This window comes from Streptomyces lacaronensis (assembly GCF_047337785.1).
GTDB classification, from domain to species: Bacteria; Actinomycetota; Actinomycetes; order Streptomycetales; family Streptomycetaceae; genus Streptomyces; species Streptomyces lycopersici.
The window spans coordinates 8,859,354-8,880,479 of record NZ_JBLHDK010000003.1 but is presented as its reverse complement, the minus strand read 5'-3'; the positions used below and the strand labels follow the sequence as shown (position 1 = coordinate 8,880,479).

Here is a 21,126-nt window from a genome sequence, read left to right as displayed (position 1 = left end):
GGGGTAATTAGCCGTGTGGTTCCCGCCCGCTCTCATCGACCTCCCGAACGTCGCCCCGGTGACGCTGCCGGAGGCGGACCGGCCGAGTTGGCTGTTCTGGATCCTGATGGGCCCGTGCGCATCGGGCTGGCTGGTGGCGTACGGACTCGCCATCTACCGCGCCAAACTGGACAAGCGGGTGGGGATTCCCGTCTTCGTGGTCGAGGTCAACCTCGCCTGGGAGTTCACCCTCTCCCTCATCCTGGACCAGGCCGATGTGCAACGCCCGATCAACCTCAGCTGGTTCCTGGTCGACTGCTTCATCCTCCGGCAGACGCTGGCCTACGGATGGAAGGACTATCCCGGTATGAGCCGACGGGCCTTCCGGTGGATGGTCTTCGGCGTGATCGCCTGGTCCGCGGTCTTCCACATCATGACGACCTATGAGCTCAAGGACGCCACCGGCATCTACACCGGCACCGGGCTGAACGTGTTCCTGAGCCTGTCCTTCATCTTCATGCTGAACCGCCGTGGCTCCTCGCTCGGGCAGTCGATGTACGTGGCGCTCGCCAAGGGCATCGGATCGTTCTTCGCGGGCTGGACGGTGCTGGTGATGTACCCGGGCCACCATCTGTTCATCTTCCTCTTCCTGACCGTCTGGACCATCGACGCGACCTACTGCGTGCTGCTGTACCGCAAGGTCCGCGAGGAGGGCCGCTCGCCGTGGGCCTGGAACCGGGGCCCGGCCGAGGTGCCGGACGACCCCGGCGTTCTGACCGCCGTTCGGTGAGCGACGCGGGCCGGGGATGTCACATCCGGGAGGGGCTCGGCGTCTGGGATGCCGTGACGGGATTCCGGACGCGGTGCGCTTGAGGAAGGAAGAGGGAATGCTGGACAGACTGGCCGGTTTCGTCGTGCGGAAGCGCCTGGCGGTGTTGGTCGTCGGCCTGCTGCTCGCCGTGGTCGGCGGGGTGGCGAGTACGACGTTGTTCGACAAGCTGACGGCGGGCGGTTTCGACGATCCGAAATCGGAGTCATCGCGGGCGATCACCGCGCTGGACAAGGGGTTCGGGCAGGGGCTGCCCAATCTCACGCTGCTGGTGACGTCGAAGGGGCGGGTGGACGACCCGTCGGTGACGGCGGCGGGCACCGAGCTCACCCGGAAGCTGGGCAAGGAACCCGGAGTGGCGAACGTCAGCTCCTACTGGACCACCGGGAAGGCCCCGCAGCTGCGCGGCAAGAACGGTCACAAGGCCCTGATCATGGGCACGGTCACCGGGGACGACACCTCCTCGCAGAAGCGCGTCGCCGAGCTGGCGGACCGTTACGAGGGCTCGCGGGGCGGGCTGGAGGTGAAGCTGGGCGGCTATACGAAGTTCCAGCGGGAACTGCTGGAACAGGGCCAGAAGGACGCCACGGCCGGTGAGACGGTCGCCATCCCGATCACCCTGGTCGCGCTGGTGTTCATCTTCGGCAGCGCGGTGGCCGCGGCGCTGCCGCTGGCCGTCGCCCTGGTGGCGATGATGCTGACGATGGGGCTGACGTGGATCCTGGCGAGCGTCACGACGGTCGGCTCGCTCGCGGCGAGCGTGGTGACCCTGCTGGGCCTGGGCCTGGCCATCGACTACAGCCTGCTGATGGTCAGCCGCTACCGCGAGGAGCTGCGGTCCGGGCTCGCCCCGCCGGACGCCATCCGGGCGACGCTGACCTCCGCCGGGCGCACCGTGACCTTCTCGGCGCTGACCGTGGCCGTATCGTCCCTGGCCATGGCCTGGTTCCCGCTCCAGGCGGTGCGGTCCATGGGCTATGCGGGGGCGCTCACGGCGCTGCTGTCCGGCGCGTCCTCGCTCATCGTGCTGCCGGCGCTGCTCGCGCTGCTCGGTGACCGGATCGAGAAGGGCCGGGTGTTCCGCGGGCGGCGGACCGCGACGGCCGGTGGGGCGAGTTCCGAGGCGGCCGCCAGGAGCGTGGAGAGCGGCTTCTGGCACCGGCTGGCCACCACCGTGATGCGGCGCCCGGTGCCGATCGTGACCATCGTGACCGCGTTCCTGCTGCTGCTCGGCGCGCCGTTCCTCGGCATCAACCTCGGCATGCCGGACGAGCGGGTGATGCCCGCCTCCTCGTCGGCACGTCAGGTGGCCGACACCGTACGCGCCGAGTTCGACAGCAGTGAGCAGAGCGCGCTCCAGGTCGTGGCGCCCGAGGGCGGCTCCGACCGGGCGGCCGTCGGCGCGTACGCGAAACGGCTGTCTCAGCTGCCGCACGTGGCCGCGGTGCGCACCGCCACCGGCGCCTACGCCGAGGGCCGCCAGGCCGCCCCGCCCGACCAGCGGTACGCGCGCTTCGCCTCGGGCGACGCCGTCTACTTCTCCGTGGTGCCGGAGACGGCCGGCGCGGACGACGCGGACCGGCTGGTCGGTGAGATCCGCTCGCAGAAGGCGCCGTTCGAGGCGCTGGTGGGCGGGGCCGCGGCCACCAACCACGACGCCGCGGCGGCGCTGGAGAAGTGGCTTCCGTACGCCCTGGGCACGGTGCTGCTGACCATGCTGGTGCTGCTGTTCCTGGTGACCGGAAGCGTGATGCTGCCGTTCCTCGCGCTGGTGCTCAGCGCGCTGAGCCTGACCGCCACCTTCGGCGCGCTGGTGTGGGTCTTCCAGGACGGCCATCTCGCGGGGCTGTTCGGCGACTTCACCCCGACCGGCAACATCGCCGCGACGATCCCGGTGATGCTCTTCGGCCTGGCCTTCGGGCTCGCGATGGACTACCAGGTCTTCCTGCTGTCCCGGATGCGTGAGGAGTACGAGCTGACCGGCTCGCCGACGGCCGCCGTCGCCCAGGGGCTGGAACGCACCGGCCGCATCGTGACCGCGGCGGCGGTGGCGATCTCGGTGGTCTTCCTGGCCTTCACCGTCTCCGGCATCTCGCTGGTGAAGGCGTACGGGGTCGGGCTGCCGCTGGCCGTGCTGATGGACGCGACGCTCATCCGGGGAGCCGTGCTGCCCGCCGCGATGCGGCTGGGCGGGCGCGCCACCTGGTGGGCCCCGGCGCCGCTGCGGCGGCTGCACAGCCGGTACGGCCTGCGCGAGGAGCCCTCGTCCCCGGCCCCCCGGCGCGACGGCGACCGGGCGCTCACCGGCTGACCGGCCCAGCGCGTATGGCGGCTCACGGGTCCGCCGCCCGGCATCCCGGGCGGCGGACCCGCCGCATGCGGACGGCCTGCGGCGGGCTGTTCCCCTCCCCGCCCCTTCCCGATACCAGGGGCTCCGCCCCTGGACCCCGGGGGGGGCTGGGGCAGGGCCCCGGCCCCGCACGCGGCGGGGCCGCATACCGATGTCCCCGGTCCGGGGGCTGGGGCGGAGCCCCGGTTTTGGGAAGGGGCGGGGAGGGGAGGGGCCCGCCGCAGGCGGCGCGAATCGCCCGGCGCCCGCCCCTCATGCGGGCCGTCCTACAGCCGCTCCGCGGCCGTCGCGGCGTACTCCTTGCGCAGGGTGTCCAGGACGGGATGCTCCGGGTCGAACTCCACCCCGTCGATCGACCGGATCGGCCGCACGCCCACCCCCGCGTTGAGGGCGAACGCCGCGCGCAGTCCGCCGAGCCGCTCGCGGTCGATCCGCTCGGTGTGCTGCGGGCCGCCGTGGACACGGCGAACGAGCTCCTGGGTGACGCCGGGCAGGCACGTGGCGTCCGGCCACAGCAGGCGATCGCCGTCGAAGAACCCCACGTTCCAGGTCGCGCCCTCGGACACCGCGCCGCGCTCGTCCGTCAGCAGCACATCGTCGTAGCCGTCGAGCTGGGCCAGGCGGCGCAGCCGCAACAGCCCGAACAGCCCGACGTGTTTGACCTCGGGCAGGTCGCGGTGGTGCGCCGCGGTGCGCACGCTCAGCGGGGGCGGTGAGGGCGCGGCGGCGGGCCGGGTGGTGACCAGGATCCGCGGCGTGGCCTCGGCTCCGGGCCGCTCCAGCCCGAGGTCGGGGTCGTACACGGTCACCCGGACCGTGAGCGCGCCCTCGGTGTCCGCGACGGCGCGCCGGGCCAGTTCGCGGATGCGGTCCCGGTCGGGATCGGTGCCGAACAGCACCCCGCAGTCCCGTACCAGCCGGTCCAGGTGGAGGGACAGCCCGCGTACCCGCCGGTCCTCCACCCGCATGGTGGTGAAGTGGCCGTAGTTGGTCATGGCCAGCGCCGTCAGCTCGCGGATGCCCGCCGGTTCCCCGTTCAGCTCTGTCATGGGGCCAGTCTTCCAGCCGGGGGGTGGACGGACTGGGCGAGTCGGCCGAGCTTGTCGGGGTTGATCAGGCCGTAGATGCCGCGCACCCGCTCGCCGTCGGGCGCGGGGTCGAACACCGCGGCCGCGTACAGCGTCCCGCCGATGAACAGAACCACCCCCGGGCCCCCGTTGATCTGCACCGGGCGCGCGTGGAAGGTGGGCAACTGGGCGCTGACGGCGGCCACCAGGCGGGCCACCTTGTCCCGGCCCTCGATCACGCGGAGGGCGGCGCGGCGCTTGCCCCCGCCGTCGCTCCACATGACCACTTCCGGGGCCAGGACGTCCATCAGGGCGTCGAGGTCACCGCCGACGGCCGCGTCGAGGAACCGCTCGGTGACGATGCGCTGGGTGCCTCGGTCGAGGTCGTAGCGCGGCCGCCGGGCCTCGACGCGTTCCTTGGCACGGTGGGCGAGTTGGCGGATGGCGGCCGGGCTGCGGCCCAGGATCGCGGCGATCTCGGCGTGGTCGTAGGCGAACGCCTCGCGCAGCACGAACACCGCGCGCTGCAAGGGGGTCAGGGTCTCCAGGACCACCAGCATCGCCAGGGACACCGATTCGGTGCGGATCGCGGTGTCGGGGGTGTCCGGTTCGGTCAGTACGGGCTCGGGCAGCCAGGGGCCGATATAGCTCTCCCGGCTGCGGCGGGCGCGGCGCATCTGGCTGAGCGCGTGGTTGACGGCGATCCGCACCAGATAGGCCCGGGGGTTGGCGATCTCCCTGCCCTGGACCGACGCCCAGGACAGCCAGGTCTCCTGCACCACGTCCTCGGTGTCGGCGACCGTGCCGAGCATGTTGTAGACGATGGAGAAGAGCAGCTCACGGTGGTGGAGGAAGTCCTCGCTCCCCGCATCCGGCACCGGCCCGGCCTGCGGTCCCGCGCGGTCCTTCCACGGTGATACGGGGGTGTCCATTCGACCGATGGTAGGCGGCACGCCGCCGCGGCCACCGCATAGGATCGGCTCATGCCAGATCTCGTATCCGTCAACTACCGCAAGTACGACGGCTCTCTGCACTGGAACCTGCGGATGCGCAGGCTGGGCGAGGACGAACACGGCGTCTGGCTGGGGCTGCCCGGCGGCGGTGTCATGCGCAAGGGGTACGGCCCGATGGTGCCGATCGCCTGCGCGCATGTGATCCTCCTCCCGCGCGACGCCTGGTGGACCGCGGCGTTCAACGCCCCGCCCCGGGAGACCGAGATCTACTGCGACATCGCCACGCCTGCCGAGTGGCTCTCCTCCCACGAGGTGTCGATGGTGGACCTGGATCTCGATGTGATCCGCAAGCGGACGGACGGCTCGACCCTGATGGACGACGAGGACGAGTTCGCCGAGCACCAGGTGCGGTACGGCTATCCGGCGGATGTCATAGCGGAGGCCGAGGCGGCGGGGCGGTGGCTGATGGACGCGGTCGACGGGCGCGCCGAGCCGTTCGGGGACGCCTCCAGGGGGTGGCTGGCCATGGTCGACGGCGAGCGGCCCTGAGGCCACCTCGCTGTCGGCTCACCGGGGTGGCCGTCCCGTGCCCCGCGAGGCCGAGGACGACTCCTCCGTACGCCCCTTGGCAGGCCGCGTCTCCGGCACCGGCCGGTCCCCGGCGGGGTCCGCGGCCGGGCGACCGCGCAGCGGCCGGACGGCTGTCGCCGCCGATATCAGGAGCAGTCCGCCCAGCATGACGAAGGGGGCGGCGGTGCCCGCGAGCCCCGCGAGCACACCGGCGGAGGCGGGCGCGGCCACCTGGCCGAGCCGGTTGCCGGTGAGCCGCAGCGCGAGGGCCGTGCTGCGCGCGCCCTCGGGGGCCGCCTGGACGACGGTCGTCATCGACAGCGGCTGGCCGACGCCGAGGCAGAAGCCGAGCCCGGCCAGCAGCACCCCGAGCGCCCAGGCGGGCACCGGCAGGGCGATGCCCGCGCACAGCAGCGCGGCGCCCAGACAGCTGACGGCCATCAGCACGGTGCGGCCCATCAGCCGGATCATCGGGGTCATGGCGAGCCGGCAGGCCACGGTGGCGGCGGCGCGCAGGCTGAGCAGCACACCGACGACGGCGGGCGAGATGCCGCGCTGTTCGCCGACGACCGGCAGATAGGCGGTGAGGATGTCGGTGGCGGAGAGCACGGCGAGGCTGATGAACATGCCGGAGGCGACCCCGCGGGTGGTGAGGATGGACCGTACGGAGACCTTGCGGGCCGGGGCCTCCTTGGCGGGCCCGGCCGCCGTGCCGTCCGGGCGGCGCTCGATGCGCCACAGCGAGGTGACGGAGAAGGCCGCGAGGGCGGCGGAGACGAACAGCGCGGCGGCGCTGGTGCGGCCCATCGCCCCGTCGTGTTCGGAGACCACCAGACCGGCCGCGATGGGCCCGATGAGCTGGCCGAGCGAGGCACCGATGGTGAAGTGGCCGAAGTTGCGGTCCTGGTCCTCGGGCGCGCTCTGGCGGGCCACGATGGACTGGGCGCCGATGACGAACGACAGATGGCCGAGGCCCATCACCCCGCTCCACGCGGCCATCGCGGGCAGCGATCCGGCCGTGCCGCTGAATGCGCAGCCGGTGGCGATGAGGGCGACCCCGATGGGCAGCAGCGGGGCGCACCGCCCGTGGTCGGTGCGCCGCCCGAGGGGTACGGCGGCGAACAGCGGCAGCAGGGCGTAGATACCGGCGATCACACCGATGGCACGGGCGTCGGCACCGAGCGCCAGCGCCCGGTACGAGACGGCCGGCCGCGCCATGCTCACCGCCCCCTGGGTGAACGAGAAGGCGATGACCAGGCGCAGCAGCCAGCCCCTACCGGGCTTCGAGATCTTCACGGGTCAGATGATGCCGAAGGCGAGACCGGCGGCGAGCACCACCAGGGAGGTGAGCGCCGCCCATTTCACGGTGAACCGGGTGTGGTCGCCGAATTCGACCTTCGCCATGCCGACGAGCACGTAGACGGCGGGGACCAGCGGGCTCGACATGTGCAGGGCCTGTCCGACGAGCGAGGCGCGGGCGATCTCCAGCGCGGACACCCCGTGGGCGGCCCCGGCCTCGGCGAGGATCGGCACGATGCCGAAGTAGAAGCCGTCATTGGACATGAAGTAGGTGAGCGGGAGGGACAGCACACCGGTGACGATGGCCATGTGCGGGCCCATGCCCTCGGGGACGCCGTCGACCAGCCAGCGGGCCATGTGCTCGACCATGCCGGTGCCGGTGAGGACGCCGGTGAAGACGGCCGCGGCGAAGACCATTCCGGAGACGTTGACGACGTTCTCGGCGTGCGCGGCCACCCGCGCCTTCTGGTCGTTCATGTTCGGGAAGTTGACGGTCAGCGCGACGGCGGCGGCGAGCAGGAAGAGGACCGGGATCGGCATGGTCTCGGTCACCATCAGGGCGAGCAGGGCGACGGTCAGGGCCGCGTTGAACCAGTAGAGCTTGGGGCGCAGGGTGGCGCGGTGGGGGTCGAGCCCCTTGAGCTCGTCGGCCTCGTCGGAGGCGTCCGAGGAGCCGGAGCCGTTCGGGGAGCCGAAGCCCTTCGAGGACTGGGCCTCCGCGTCGGTGCCGGAGCCCGCGCCGCCGCCCGTCAGCGCGGCCTTGACGCCCTTACGGCCCTTGGCCCCCTTGCCTCCGGAGCCCGCCCCGACCAGCACCTGCTCGGGGTCGCCCGCGGTGACCTCGTCCAGCGTCAGCACGCCGAGCCGCTTGCGCTCGCGCAGGCCCAGGCCGTAGGCGAGGGCGATGACGAAGAGCAGACCGACCGCGAGGGCCGGGATCATCGGCACGAAGATGTCGCTGGCGTCGACCTTGAGTGCGGCGGCGGCGCGGGCGGTCGGGCCGCCCCAGGGCAGCGTGTTCATCACGCCGTTGGCCATGGCCGCGACACCGGTCATCACCACCAGGCTCATCTTCAGCCGCCGGTAGAGCGGCACCATGGCCGACACGGTGATCATGAAGGTGGTGGAGCCGTCGCCGTCGAGCGAGACGATCGCCGCGAGGATCGCGGTGCCGACCACCACCCGCATCGGGTCCGCCTTGCAGAACCGCAGGATGAGCCGGACGATCGGGTCGAAGAGACCGACGTCGATCATCACCCCGAAGTAGATGATCGCGAACATCAGCATGGCGGCCGTGGGTGCCAGATCGCCGACGCCCTTGAGGACATAGTCCCCGAGGTGCGCCCCCTTCCCGACAAGCACACAGAACAGCGCGGGGATGAGCACCAGGGCGCCCATCGGGGACATCTTCTTCATCATGATCAGGACAAGGAATGTCGCGATCATGACGAAGCCGAGGATGGTCAGCATAGTTGGCTACCTCACGTTCGCCTTTGAACTCCCCCAGATTTGGCGGTCGAGGCGACGTTAGGTGCGGCAACTTTCCGTTAACAAGGTCTTGACGCGTGAGCAATAAGCGCAAAACCCCAGGTCAGTGCCGTACCGAGGGCGATACGCGCACCGGGTGGCCATTGAGCACCGCCGTCCCCGAGAGCGGATCCAGCCGTGAGCCGTCGAAGAGCTGGTTGACATTGACCCCGGGCCGGGCCCCGGCCACGGACAGCCGGACGCCGGGGCGGGCATGGCCCCAGCCGTGCGGCAGGCTCACCACTCCGGCCCGTACCGCGTCCGTCACCTCGACCGGCACCTCCAGCTCCCCGCCCTCGCCCTTGACCCGGGCCAGACCGCCGTCCGTCAGCCCCAGCCGGGTGGCGTCCTCGGGGTGCACCTGGAGGGTGCAGCGGTTGCTGCCGCCCATCAGGGCCGGGACGTTGTGCATCCAGCTGTTGTTGGAGCGCAGATGGCGGCGGCCGACCAGCAGCAGCCCCGAGGGCCGGTCGGCCGACGACCGGCGCAGCCGCTCCACATCGGCGGCCAGCGGCTCCGGGCACAGCTCCACCGTGCCGCTGCGGGTCTTCAACAGCCCCGGAACGCGCGGCCGCAGCGGACCCAGATCGATGCCGTGCGGATGGGCGAGCAGCTTCTCCAGGCTCAGCCCGTCGGGGTCGGCGCCGAAGCCGTCGCCGTACGGGCCCAGCCGCAGCATCATGTCCAGCCGGCGCTCGGGACCGTCCACCCCGGTCAGCAGCGCGGCCAGCTCGCCGGGCTCACGTCCGTGCACCGGGGAGGACTCGTCGGCGACCTCCTTGGCGAGGGTCCCCTGGATCGCCATGGCGTCCACCGCCTCCGGGTCGGCGCCGCCGTTCCCGCTCACGCACAGCACCAGCCGCGCCAGGATGGCGCTCTCGCTCAGCCGGTCCGCCTCCAGCGGGATCGCCGGGCGGGTGTAGCGGACCTGGTTGCGCACGGCCAGGCTGTTGAAGGCGTAGTCGAAGTGGGGGCTGCGGCTGGGCGGCGGCGGGGGCAGCACCACATGGGCGTGGCGCGAGGTCTCGTTGAGGTACGGGTCGACGCTGACCATGAAGTCGAGCCCGGCCAGCGCCCGGTCCAGGCGGTCGCCGTCCGGTGCGGAGAGCACGGGGTTGGCCGCGAGCGCCAGCACCGCCCGTATCCGCCCCTCGCCCGGGGTCTCGATCTCCTCGGCGAGTGCGACGGTGGGCAGTTCGCCCTTGGCCTCGGGGTATCCGCTGACCCGGCTGTGCCAGCGGCCGAGCGCGAACCCCTTCCCGGGCCGCGCCGGGCGCTCCCGGCGGCCGGTAGCGGCGAGCGGGAACATCATGCCGCCGGGCCGGTCCAGCTGCCCGATGAGCACGTTGACCACATCGACCAGCCAGCTGGTGAGGGTGCCGAACTCGACGGTGGTGGAGCCCACCCGCCCGTACACCACGCCCTGGGACGCGGCGGCCAGGTCGCGGGTGAGGCCGCGGATCTCCTCGGCGGGCACATCGCACGCCTCGGCCACCGCCTCCGGCGGGAAGTCCGCGGCCAGCCGCCGCACCTCCGCCACGCCGCTGACGTGCTCGGCGAGCGGGCCGGGCGCCACCAGGTCCTCGGCGAACAGCACCTGCACCATGGCGAAGAGCAGCAGGGCGTCGGTGCCGGGCCGGATCGCCACATGGCGGTCGGCCAGCGCGGCCGTACGGGTGCGCCGGGGGTCGACCACCACCAGCCGGCCGCCGCGCCGCCGCAGCGCCCGCAGCCGCCCGGGGAAGTCGGGAGCGGTGCACAGACTGCCGTTGGAGTCCAGCGGGTTGGCGCCGAGCATCAGCAGATGGTCCGTACGGTCCAGGTCGGGCACCGGAAGCGCGTTGGCGTCCCCGTACAGCAGCCCGCTGGAGACGTGTTTGGGCATCTGGTCGAGGGTGCTGGCGCTGAAGACGTTACGGGTGCGCAGCGCGCCGAGCAGCAGCGGCGGATAGAGCCCTCCGGCCACGGTGTGCACATTGGGGTTGCCCAGCACGACCCCCACGGACTGCGGCCCGTGCTCGCGCAGCAGCGGGGCCAGCCCCTCCGCCACGGCCGCGAACGCCTCGTCCCAGCCGGTCTCCACCAGGCGCCCGGCACGGCGGACGAGGGGGCGCCGCAGCCGGTCGGGATCGGCGTCGAGCTGCCCGAACGCGGCGCCCTTGGGGCAGATGAAACCACGGCTGAAGACGTCCTCGCGATCGCCGCGCGCCCCGGTCACCCTCCCCTCGTCGATGGTGAGGGTCAGCCCGCAGGTGGCCTCGCAGAGCGGGCAGATACGCAGGGCAGTGCTCATCGGTCTCTCCCAGGGACGGCGGCGAGGCCGCGATGACGCGCCGGACCCGCTCACCATACCGACTGGTAGGCATGTCGGGGAGGGATCGGCGGGAACTCCCGATCGACCGGACCCGGGACCGACGGGAACCCACGGTCGACCGGCCCCGGGACCGACGGGAACTCCCGGTCGACCGGACCTCCCAGTGGACCCCGGATCAGTCCAGGACCCGGGCCAGATAGGCGCGCAGCAGCTCCTTCGTCTCCGCCACGATCGCCGGATCGCCCTCCGGGTCCATCCGGAACGCCAGCCGGAGCAGCGCGTCCGCCGCCTCGACCGCGAGCAGGAAGGCCACCCGCAGCCGCTCCTCGGTCGCCTCGTCCGCGCCCGTACGGAGCCGGTCGGCGAGCAGCGTCCGCAGCCGGTCGGCGACCAGATGGTTGGGCTGCTCCGGCGGCGCGGTGGCCGGGACCGGATGGCCGAACTCGATGAGCGCGAAGCCCGGCGCCCCGCGCTTCATCGCCAGGTACTCGTCCACGACGACGTCCATGGCCTCCCGCCAGCCGCCGCCCCCGTCCGGCCCGGAGCCGGAGGCGGCGGCCGCGTCCGAGGCGGCCAGCCGCCGGGTGATCCGCTCGGCGTACTCGTCCAGATTGCGGTGGGCCAGGGCCTCGGCCATCGCCCGCTTGTTGGAGAAGAAGCGGTAGACGGAGCCGATGGGCACGTTGGCGCGCTCGGCGACGGCCCGGGTGCTCAGCTCTTCGTAGCTGATCTCGTCGAGGAGTTCGGCACACGCGTCGAGGATCCGGCCGAGGCGCTCGGCGCTGCGGCGCTGGACCGGATGGCGGCGGAGGGGCGGTATGGGCACGCCACCATCCTGCCCGATCATTGACGAGCCCGGGTTTCGATTCCTATCGTCTGACATAGGAATCAAGCGCAATCTAGTGGTGTGCGGCGGAGCGGTGGGAGCGCGCGATGGGCGACGGCACGGGGATCCGGCACGGCGATCAGCACGTCGGTCAGCGAGGACACGAGCAGGGGATCGAGCGGGCGCGCAAAACGGCCGAAGAGCTGGTCTACGCCTCCGGTTTCGGCAATGAACACAGCAGCGAGGCCGTGCCCGGCGCACTGCCCATCGGCCGCAACTCCCCCCAGCGCGCCCCGCTCGGGCTCTACGCGGAGCAGCTGAGCGGCAGCGCCTTCACCGAGCCGCGCGCCACCAACCGGCGCTCCTGGCTGTACCGCATCCGGCCCTCGGCCGCGCATCCGCCGTTCACCCGCATCGCGGGCGGCGCGCTGCGCGGGGCGCCCTTCACCGAGGCCGCGCCCGACCCCAACCGGCTGCGCTGGGACCCGCTGCCGGAGCCGCCGGAGGGCACCGACTTCCTGGCCGGGCTGTGGACGCTGGGTGGCAACGGCGACGCCACCCGGCGCGCGGGGATGGCCATCCACCTCTACGCCGCCAACGCGCCCATGACCGACCGGGTGTTCAGCGACGCGGACGGCGAGCTGCTGATCGTCCCCGAGCGGGGCGGGCTGCTGCTGCACACCGAGTTCGGTCTGCTGCGCGCCGAGCCGGGGCATGTGGCGCTGATCCCACGCGGGGTGCGGTTCCGGGTGGAGCCGCTGGAGCCGTCGGTGCGCGGCTATGTGTGCGAGAACTACGGCCGCCCGTTCACCCTCCCCGACCTCGGCCCGATCGGCGCCAACGGGCTGGCGAATCCCCGGGACTTCCTCGCCCCGGTCGCCGCGTACGAGGACGTGGAGCGCCCGGTGGAGGTGGTCAACAAGTTCTGCGGCAATCTGTGGGCCGCCACCTACGACCACTCGCCGCTCGACGTGGTCGCCTGGCACGGCACCCATGTGCCGTACGTGTACGACCTGCGCCGCTTCAATGTGCTCGGCACCATCAGCTACGACCACCCGGACCCGTCCATCTTCACGGTGCTCACCTCGCCCTCCGACACCCCCGGGCTCGCGGGCGTGGACTTCGTGGTCTTCGCCCCGCGCTGGCTGGTCGGGGAGGACACCTTCCGGCCGCCGTACTTCCACCGCAATGTGATGAGCGAGTACATGGGGCTGATCGAGGGCGCGTACGACGCGAAGACCGGCGGCGCCGGGGGCTTCGTACCGGGCGGTGGCTCGCTGCACAACATGATGTCCGCGCACGGCCCGGACCACGAGACGTTCGAGCGGGCGAGCGCGGCCGAGCTGGCGCCGCACAAACTGGACGACGGGCTGGCCTTCATGTTCGAGACGCGCTGGCCGGTCACGGTTACCCGGCAGGCGCTGGAGGCGGACCACCTCCAGGGGCGCTATGACGACGTATGGCAGGGTCTGGAACGCCATTTCCGCCCCTGAACGCCGCCGTTGCCCCCGTCGACCGGAGACCGTGTGACCACCTTCGCCCCCGACTCCCTCGCCCTCAACCGCAAGTTGCCGCTGTGGTACCAGGTCTCGCAGTCGCTGCGGGCCTCGATACTCGGGCGGGCCCCGCACGATCCGCTGCGGCTGCCGACCGAGGACCGGCTGGCCGAGCACTACGGGGTCAGCGTGCTCACCATGCGGCAGGCGCTGAAGGAGCTGGAGACCGAGGGGCTCATCAGCCGCCACCGGCGGCGCGGCACGTTCATCGAGCCGAACGCCCGGCGGGCCGCGCCGGTGCGGCTGCTGGGGTCGGTGGACGCCATCGTGGCGCAACAGTCGGGCGAGCGGACGACGGTGCTGGAGCACGGCCCGGCGCCGGTGCCGGCGGCGCTCGCGGAGTACTTCCCCGGCCTGGACGAGGCGACCGCCTACCGCCGACTGCGCCGGGACGGCCACAGCGGTGAGCCCACCAACTGGGCGGAGAACCTGGTCCGCCCCGAGCTGGCCGACCGCATCGACCTCGCGGACCTCGCCCGCTGGCCGATGACGAAGGTGCTGCGGGACGCGGTGGGGGTGCGGATCAGCCGGATCACGGACACGGTGGAGGCCCGCCTCGCCGACCCCGAGACCTCCCGGCTGCTCCAGGTCCCGCTGCTCAGCCCGATCCTGCACTACACGGGGGTGACCTACGACGAGAGCGGCCGCGTGGTGGACGTGGCCCGCATCCACTACCGGGGCGACCGGTTCTCGTTCTCGGTGACGGTCGAGGCGGACTAGAGGGTGTCGTCCGGCGGGCTTTGCCGCCTGCGGCGGGCTGTCCCCTCCCCGCCCCTTCCCGAAACTGGGGCGCTGCCCCAGACCCCGCTCCTCAATCGCCGGAGGGGCTGGAAGCTGGGGCGTAGCCCCCGCCACGCGGCGGAGCCGCATATCGATGCTGCGGGAAGGGGCGGGGAGGGGAGAGACCAGCCGGGCCGCACAGTCGCAGGTGCCGTGGCCACGGCGGCCGGAGCCACCGGAGCGGCGGCGGCTGACGTCGGGCAGCCCCCTGGAAGGACAGGGCGGCATCGATACCATGCCGGGCGTGGGAGAACGTGAGGCGCCGCCGCTGGGGGACCTGATGCCGTGGGCCGTGGGACCGCTGCGGCTCGGGCGGGCCTGGGTCATGGGACCGGACGCGGCCTCGCTCAGGGCGCGCTGGGAGCGGCTGACCCGGGCCGAGGACGAGGCGGCGCGGGCCGCGCTGTTCCGGCCGACCCGCGCCCGTACGCCGCACAGCTCCGTACCGCAGCTGCCCGGCCAGGCCACCTCCACGGCCCGGCTGGCGCGCGAGGACGGGCCGTGCCCCGAGCCGGTGCGGATCGCGCACGGGCCCTTCGACCAGCAGTGGCTGATACCGGATCACCGGCTGATCGACGCCGCCCGCCCCGAGCTGTGGCGGGTGGCGGACGACCGGCAGATCCATGCCGTCGAGGCCGCGGGACCGGACCCGGTGCTCACCTTCTCCGCCCTGCTGCCGGACGGCCACTCCCCCGCGGGCCGCCCCGGCCGGATCCGTCCGCTCTACCGCCGCCCCGGCGGGCAGGAGCCCAATCTCGCGCCCGGCCTGCTGGACCACCTCACCACGCGGCTCGGCCGCCCGGTGACCGCCGAGGACTTCCTGGCCTGGACCGCCGCCACGGCGCGCGCCGCGCCATGCGCCGTACCCCTGACCGCCGACCCGGAGCTGTGGGGATCGGGCGTGGAGCTGGGCCGCCGTGCGCTGTGGCTGCATACGCGCGGGGCGCACAGTGGTGAACGCCCGCGCATGCCGGGTGGCCGGCGCCCCTATGTCCGCGCCGCGCTTCCGTCGAGCGGACTGCCCGGCTCCCTGGACTACGACCCGGACGAGGAGGCCCTGCTGCTGGGCGAGGGCCGTATCTCGCCGGTCCCGCAGGCCGCATGGGACTTCCAGGCGGGCGGGGTACGGGTGCTGGAGACCTGGTTCGAGCAGCGCACCGCCCCGCACGAGCCGGGCACGCTGGAGGCGATCGGCCCGGCGGGCTGGCCGTCCGCGTGGACCTCGGAGCTGCTGGAGCTGATCACCGTGCTGGCGCTGCTCGCCGAGCTGCGACCGGAGCTGCGGGCGCTCGCCGACCGGGTGGCGGCCGGCGCGCTCATCGACGTGGCGGAGCTGCGGGGGGCGGGGGTGCTGCCGGTGCCCGGTGCGGCCCGGCGCCCGGCGTCCGTACTGGATCACCATGAGGAGGGCCCGGAGGGGCAGTTCGCCCTGCTCTGAGCCCGACTACCCGCTCGGGGCCTGCCCGGCCTGGTCGGGCGTGCCCCCTCGGCCATGGCCGCACAGCGGCCATGGCGGCCCGTCGTGGCCTCTCGTCGGCATCCCACGGCGACGACGGCGTGGGGTGGATCACAGCACGGAACTCACCGGCTGGAGCGAACCGGTTGACCCCGTGCCTGCCCGGGATGACGACGAAGACGCCTACGGGCCGGCCGGGTCAGCCGCGGTTGCCGAACAGTGAACGGCGCAACCGGCGCAGCGGCGCGAACAGCGACACCCGCGCACCCCGGCTGTTCTTCGCGCGCGCGTGATCGCGCGCGGTCAGCTCCTGCATCAGCACCGCCGCGCTCTCCGCCTCCCGCTGCGGGACGGCAGGGCCGCCCATCACCGCGAGATGGCGGTCGAGGCGCGCACTGGACGCACCGCTTCCGCAGTTGATCGCAGGCACTCGTGGCCTGCTCCGTACCGTTATCTGCTCCATGACACTCCCCACCCGTACGAGGGCACCCGCCCCGGGCAGAGTAACCCTACCTCCCCGAGCCGTCACCCACGCATCCCAGGTTCCGGATTCACCACCGCGTCAAGGGTGTTGACGATACCTATCACGCGCAAACAAATTCCCGGGCCGACCAATCCATTCGTTCGCCGGGTCCGAATAGCCGCATGAAGGACTGCTCCAACAGCCGCATGAAGGACTGCTCCAACAAGCGTGCGAAGGACCTACAGGATGACCCCAATCACCAAGAGCTTGGCCACGCTGGTCAGCTGCGCACTGGCCGCCGGCGGGCTCACGGCCGCCGGAGTGGCCGTAACTCAGCCCGGGACGGCGCAGGCTTCGAGCCACCGCGAGGCGCCGCTGATCTCCGGTCAGCCGCAGTACGACGCCACGGACGTCTACGCGTTCGTCAGCCCGGACAAGCCGGACACGACCACCATGGTCGTCAATGTGCTGCCGTTCCAGGACCCCGCGGGCGGCCCCAACTTCTACAAGTTCGCCCATGACGCCCGCTACGACCTGCACGTCGACAACGACGGCGACGGCCAGGGCGATCTGCTCTTCCGGTGGACCTTCAAGGACCACCTCAAGAACGGCGACACGTTCCTCTACAACACCGGGCCGGTGAACTCGATCGAGGACGCCACCCTCAACTTCACCCAGACATACGACCTCGAAGTCATCAAGCTGAAGCATCAGAAGGCCGTCGCCCGCGCCAAGCTGGGCAGCGATCTGCCGGTCGCGCCGTCGAACGTCGGCAAGGCGTCCATGCCCGACTACTCCAAGCTCCGCGACCAGTCGGTGCAGAAGATCGGCTACAGCGGGGGCTCGACCGCCTTCGCCGGTCAGGCCGACGACCCGTTCTTCCTCGATCTGCGCGTCTTCGACCTGCTGTACGGCGGCGACATGTCCGAGGTCGGCAATGACACCCTCAAGGGCTACAACGTCCAGTCGATGGCCCTCCAGGTGCCGACGTCGGCGCTGACCGAGTCCAAGGACCAGCCGGTGATCGGCGTCTGGGCCACCACCCACCGCCAGACCGCCGACGGCGACTGGACCCAGGTCTCCCGGCTCGGCAGCCCACTGGTCAACGAGGTGGTCATCCCGCGCAAGGACAAGGACAAGTTCAACGCCTCCTCGCCATGGGACGACGGGCAGTTCCTGAAGTTCGTCCAGGACCCCGAACTCCCCAAGCTGATCGAGCAGATCTACAAGATCAAGGCGCCGGACACCCCGCGCGACGACCTGGTGCAGGCGTTCCTCACCGGTGTGCCCAAACTCAACCAGCCACCGAACGTGCGCCCCGCCGAGGAGCTACGGCTCAACACCTCCATAGAACCCAACGGCAGCCCCAAGCGGCTGGGCGTCCTGGACGGTGACAACGCGGGCTTCCCCAACGGCCGCAGGCTCTCCGACGACGTCCTGGACATCGCGCTCCAGGCCATGGAGGGCGAACTGCTCGGCAAGAAGAACGACCTGGGCGACGCGGTGGACGAGAACGACCAGAAGTTCGGCGGCTCGTTCCCGTATCTGGCGCTGCCCAGCTCCGGCTCGGACGCCAAGGCCGTCTCGAAGAGCGCCGGGCAGTCGCTGCTGAACGGCGGCTCGGGCGTCGGCTCCTCCTCCGACGACAACATGCTGCTGGCCGGGTCCGCGGCGGCCGGTGGCGGGGCCGTGTTGCTGCTGGGCCTCGGATTCCTCTGGATGCGGTCGCGCCGGCGGGCTCCGCGCCTGCGCCGGCACTGAACCACGGGTGCCACCGGGCCCGTACCACCGGGCGCGGCCCCGCCGAAACCCGCGCGGCGGCCGCGCCCAGGCTCCTCCTCACCCGTTGTCCCCTCCGTTCCGCTGGGTTCGTGCTCATCCCGAAAGGCAGCTGTCACCATGGCTCTACGGCCATCCCTCCCCCCTACGGCCCGGACCGCGGCCGTGGTGTTCGCGCTCGCGGCCGGGCTGACCGCCGCCTCGATCGTGTTCGACGCCTCGGACGGGCCGGGCGGGTCCGGCGGCGGCCAGGACGCCGCCCGCGCGGTGCACCCGGCCGCCGCACGGTACGAGCAGCTCAGCGGCGACGGCCTCGCCCGGCAGATCGACGCGATGCAGACCCATCTGCGCGGCGAGCCGAAGGACGCGGAGAGCTGGGCCGGTCTCGGCTCGGCCTATGTCGAGCAGGCCAGGACCAGCGGCGATCCCACCCGCTATCCGCAGGCGGACAAGGCGTTCGCCCGGTCCCTGTCCCTCGAGCCGCGCGACAACGACGTGGCGCTCGCCGGGCGCGCCTCGCTCGCCGCCGCCCGCCATGACTTCCGGGGCGCGCTGCGCGACGCCGACAAGGCCCTGAAGGTGAACTCCTACAGTCAGGGGGCGCTGGCCGTCCGGGTGGACGCCCTCGTCGAACTGGGCCGCTACGAGGACGCGTACACGGCCGCCAAGAAGGCCGACTCCCTGCGCCCCGGCATCCCCGTCTTCACCCGCCTCGCCTACGTCCACGAACTGCGCGGCGACCCGGCCGGGGCGCGCCGGGTGCTGCTGCGCGCCCAGGACTCCGCCACCTCGCCCAGCGATATCGCCTATGTGTCGACGGCGCTCGGCCAACTGGCCTGGAACCAAGGCGAGTACGAGACGGCGCGGCGCGCGTACGGCACCGCGCTGCGCGCCGTTCCCGACTATCTCCCGGCGCTGGAGGGCCAGGGCCGCACATCGCTCGCGGACGGCCGCCAGAAGGCGGGGATCCGCGATCTGGAGGCGGTCGTACGGCGCTATCCGTTGCCCGCCGAGCTCGCGGCGCTGGGCGAGGCGTACGAGGCGCGGGGCGACCGCTCCAAGGCGCGCGGGCAGTATTCGGTGGTCGACACCTGGATCGCGCTCGCACGGGCCAACGGGGTGGCGACCGACCTGGACAGCGCGCTGGTCGCGGCCGACCACGGCGATGTGAAGGAGGCGCTGAAGGCGGCCCGCGCCGAGTGGGACCGACGGCGGACCGTACACACCGCCGACGCGCTGGCCTGGGCGCTGCACCGCAACGGCGAGGACGAGGAGGCCCTGGAGTACGCCAAGGACGCCGCCGAACCGGGCTACCGCAACGCGGCGTTCCTCTACCACCGGGGCGCCATCGAGAAGTCCCTCGGCGAGGACGCGTCGGCACGCCGCCACCTGAAGGCCGCGCTCGACCTCAACCCGGGCTTCTCCCCCACGGGCGCGAGGGCGGCGAAGGCGGCGCTGAAGGAGCTGGGGGCCACCCGATGACACTCCCCCACCCCGCCCCTCCCCGAACCGGGGACCAGCCCCCGGCCCCCCACCCGGGGCTCCGCCCCCGAACCCCCGTCGACGAAATCGAGAGTTCCGGTCGACGCACGCGTTGGCGGCTGACAGCCCCCTCCCACACCGAAGGCGAGTCCCGGACCCCCCGGCCAGGGGTCCACCCCCAAAGCCGCGCCGAAACCCAGCACCCCGGGCGGCGGACCCGATGGCGGCTCGCGCACCCATCCCGAACCGAGCCCCAGCCACCAGCCCAGCACCCCGGGCGGCGCGCCCGATGGCGGCTCGCGCGCCCATCCCCAACCGGGGACCAATCCCCCACCCCCCGCTCCTGGCGGCGCGCCCGTCGGCGGCTGGCGGCCGTTGGGGTGCTGCTGGGGGCCGTTGCGATGGTGGTGTTGCCCGCGGGGAGTGCCGAGGCGCATCCGCTCGGGAACTTCACCGTCAACCGTTACGACGGGCTCGTGGTCACCCCCGGAACGCTGCGGGTCGACCATGTCGAGGACCTCGCCGAGATCCCCGCCGCCCAGGCGAAGCCGGAGATCGACCGCGACGGCGACGACGCGCTGTCCGGGCGGGAGCTGGGCGCGTGGGCGGCGCGGCGGTGCGCCGGCGCGGCGGAGGGGGCGCGGCTGACGGTCGACGGGCGCGAGACGCCCGTACGCGCCGGGCGCGCGCAGGCCCGTCAGCGCCCCGGACAGGCCGGGTTGCCGACGCTGCGGGTGGAGTGCCGCCTCACGGCCGCGCTGGGCGACGGCGAACGGGCGACGGTCGCCTACCGCCCGCGCGACATCGGTACGGGCCCCGGCTGGCGGGAGGTGACGGCGCAGGGCGACCGTATGACGCTCACCGATGCCGACGTCCCCAAGACCTCCGCCTCCCACCGGCTGGTCCGCTACCCGGCGGGGCAGCTCTCCTCGCCGTCCGACCAGCGGTCGGCCACGCTCAAGGTCGAGGCGGGCGGCCCGGCGCTGGCCAGCGCGGCGGAGTCCGACCGGGACGAGGCGGTGGGCTCGTCGGTGCTGCCGCGCGGGGTGGACCGGTGGACTCAAGCGCTCACCTCGATGGTGGCGCGCCATGACATCACCTTCGGCTTCGCCCTTACGGCCTTCGCCACGGCCGTCCTGCTGGGCGCGATGCACGCCCTGGCGCCCGGCCACGGCAAGACGATGATGGCCGCGGCGGCCGCGGCGGGCGGGCGCAGCGCGCTGCGCGACGTACTGGCGCTGGGCGCGTCGGTGACGGTCACCCACACCTTGGGGGTGTTCGCGCTGGGGCTGCTGGTCACGGCGGGTTCGGCGGCCGCCCCCTCGGTGATCTCATGGCTGGGCATCGCGAGCGGGGTGCTGGTGGCGGTGGCCGGGGCGGGACTGCTCCGCAAGGCGCTGCGCCGCCGTCGGCACACGCACGCCCACCACCACAGCCATACGCATACACACGACCACGACCACGACCACGGTCATACGCACACCCACGACCACGGCGACGGTCACACCCACACCCACGAGGTGCGCCCCACCCTGCGCGGCACGCTGCTGCTCGGCTTCGCCGGGGGCATGGTGCCCAGCCCCTCCGCCGTCATCGTGCTCGTCGGCGCGGCCGCGCTGGGCCAGGCGTGGTTCGGCTTCGTCCTGGTGGTGGCGTACGGGCTCGGGCTGGCACTGACGCTCACGCTGGCCGGGTTCACCGCGGTGCGCCTGGGCGTGCGGGCCACGGAGCGGCTGGCTGCGCGCAAGGGGTCCGGGGGCCGGATCGACCGGCTGCTGGGGGCGGTGCGCCGCGCCTCGCCCGTCGGAACCGCCGCCGTCGTCCTCGCGTTGGGGTGCGGCTTGGTGCTGAGGGGGGCGGCGACCACGCTCGGTTGAGGACGTGTCTTCGAACCCG

16 protein-coding genes are annotated in these 21,126 nt (G+C 72.7%); 9 read left to right on the top strand and 7 right to left on the bottom strand.

Annotation, left to right across the window (positions count from 1 at the left end; all coding sequences use genetic code 11):
• Window positions 1-13 precede the first annotated feature (13 nt).
• Both ACMTAK_RS38290 and ACMTAK_RS38285 read left to right on the top strand, forming a co-directional pair.
• Window positions 14-769, top strand: coding sequence for a transmembrane-type terpene cyclase (locus tag ACMTAK_RS38290; protein ID WP_413810395.1), 756 nt, complete (start codon window positions 14-16; stop codon window positions 767-769).
• Window positions 770-866: 97 nt separating this feature from the next.
• A complete protein-coding gene (locus ACMTAK_RS38285) occupies window positions 867-3,119 on the top strand; it encodes an MMPL family transporter (protein ID WP_413810394.1) in 2,253 nt (750 codons plus the stop codon).
• Between the two features lie 305 nt (window positions 3,120-3,424).
• Here the strand turns inward: ACMTAK_RS38285 and ACMTAK_RS38280 are convergent, their stop codons facing one another.
• Window positions 3,425-4,207, bottom strand: coding sequence for an aminotransferase class IV (locus tag ACMTAK_RS38280; RefSeq protein WP_413810393.1), 783 nt, complete (start codon window positions 4,205-4,207; stop codon window positions 3,425-3,427).
• Complete coding sequence (gene sigJ, locus ACMTAK_RS38275) at window positions 4,204-5,157, bottom strand: RNA polymerase sigma factor SigJ (RefSeq protein ID WP_413810392.1); 954 nt, start codon at window positions 5,155-5,157, stop codon at window positions 4,204-4,206. The genes ACMTAK_RS38280 and sigJ overlap by 4 nt, the downstream gene beginning before the upstream one ends.
• A gap of 51 nt (window positions 5,158-5,208) precedes the next feature.
• Between sigJ and ACMTAK_RS38270 the strand changes: the two genes are divergently transcribed.
• Window positions 5,209-5,727 (top strand): DUF402 domain-containing protein, encoded by a 519-nt coding sequence (locus ACMTAK_RS38270; RefSeq protein WP_413810391.1) that lies wholly within the window; start codon window positions 5,209-5,211, stop codon window positions 5,725-5,727.
• Window positions 5,728-5,745: 18 nt separating this feature from the next.
• Here ACMTAK_RS38270 and ACMTAK_RS38265 read toward each other — a convergent pair whose 3' ends face one another.
• From ACMTAK_RS38265 to ACMTAK_RS38250, 4 genes are all read right to left on the bottom strand, one after another.
• The gene (locus ACMTAK_RS38265; RefSeq protein WP_413810390.1) at window positions 5,746-7,044 is read right to left on the bottom strand and encodes an MFS transporter; all 1,299 of its coding nucleotides are present in this window, start codon (window positions 7,042-7,044) and stop codon (window positions 5,746-5,748) included.
• A gap of 3 nt (window positions 7,045-7,047) precedes the next feature.
• Window positions 7,048-8,517, bottom strand: a complete 1,470-nt coding sequence (locus tag ACMTAK_RS38260) for a CitMHS family transporter (protein WP_413810389.1) — start codon at window positions 8,515-8,517, stop codon at window positions 7,048-7,050.
• Between the two features lie 121 nt (window positions 8,518-8,638).
• Window positions 8,639-10,867, bottom strand: a complete 2,229-nt coding sequence (locus ACMTAK_RS38255; RefSeq protein WP_413810388.1) for a molybdopterin oxidoreductase family protein — start codon at window positions 10,865-10,867, stop codon at window positions 8,639-8,641.
• Window positions 10,868-11,063: 196 nt separating this feature from the next.
• A complete protein-coding gene (locus ACMTAK_RS38250; protein ID WP_413810387.1) occupies window positions 11,064-11,735 on the bottom strand; it encodes a TetR family transcriptional regulator in 672 nt (223 codons plus the stop codon).
• An 86-nt stretch (window positions 11,736-11,821) separates the two neighbouring features.
• Between ACMTAK_RS38250 and hmgA the strand changes: the two genes are divergently transcribed.
• From hmgA to ACMTAK_RS38235, 3 genes are all read left to right on the top strand, one after another.
• Window positions 11,822-13,207 carry a homogentisate 1,2-dioxygenase gene (hmgA, locus tag ACMTAK_RS38245; RefSeq protein ID WP_413810386.1) on the top strand — a complete coding sequence of 462 codons (1,386 nt, stop codon included), beginning with the start codon at window positions 11,822-11,824 and terminating at the stop codon, window positions 13,205-13,207.
• Between the two features lie 33 nt (window positions 13,208-13,240).
• Window positions 13,241-13,990 (top strand): GntR family transcriptional regulator, encoded by a 750-nt coding sequence (locus ACMTAK_RS38240; protein ID WP_044577651.1) that lies wholly within the window; start codon window positions 13,241-13,243, stop codon window positions 13,988-13,990.
• Between the two features lie 295 nt (window positions 13,991-14,285).
• The gene (locus ACMTAK_RS38235) at window positions 14,286-15,488 is read left to right on the top strand and encodes a type ISP restriction/modification enzyme (RefSeq protein WP_413813129.1); all 1,203 of its coding nucleotides are present in this window, start codon (window positions 14,286-14,288) and stop codon (window positions 15,486-15,488) included.
• Window positions 15,489-15,705: 217 nt separating this feature from the next.
• Here ACMTAK_RS38235 and ACMTAK_RS38230 read toward each other — a convergent pair whose 3' ends face one another.
• Complete coding sequence (locus ACMTAK_RS38230; protein WP_413810385.1) at window positions 15,706-15,969, bottom strand: hypothetical protein; 264 nt, start codon at window positions 15,967-15,969, stop codon at window positions 15,706-15,708.
• A 246-nt stretch (window positions 15,970-16,215) separates the two neighbouring features.
• Here ACMTAK_RS38230 and ACMTAK_RS38225 point away from each other — a divergent pair, with 246 nt between their 5' ends.
• The 3 genes from ACMTAK_RS38225 (at window position 16,216) to ACMTAK_RS38215 (ending at window position 21,107) form a co-directional block, all read left to right on the top strand.
• On the top strand, window positions 16,216-17,730 hold the full coding sequence (locus tag ACMTAK_RS38225) for a DUF4331 domain-containing protein (RefSeq protein WP_413810384.1): 1,515 nt from the start codon (window positions 16,216-16,218) through the stop codon (window positions 17,728-17,730).
• Between the two features lie 138 nt (window positions 17,731-17,868).
• A complete protein-coding gene (locus ACMTAK_RS38220) occupies window positions 17,869-19,230 on the top strand; it encodes a tetratricopeptide repeat protein (protein WP_413810383.1) in 1,362 nt (453 codons plus the stop codon).
• Between the two features lie 401 nt (window positions 19,231-19,631).
• Window positions 19,632-21,107: a nickel transporter gene (locus tag ACMTAK_RS38215; protein ID WP_413810382.1), complete on the top strand. Its 1,476-nt coding sequence runs from the start codon at window positions 19,632-19,634 to the stop codon at window positions 21,105-21,107.
• Window positions 21,108-21,126 lie beyond the last annotated feature (19 nt).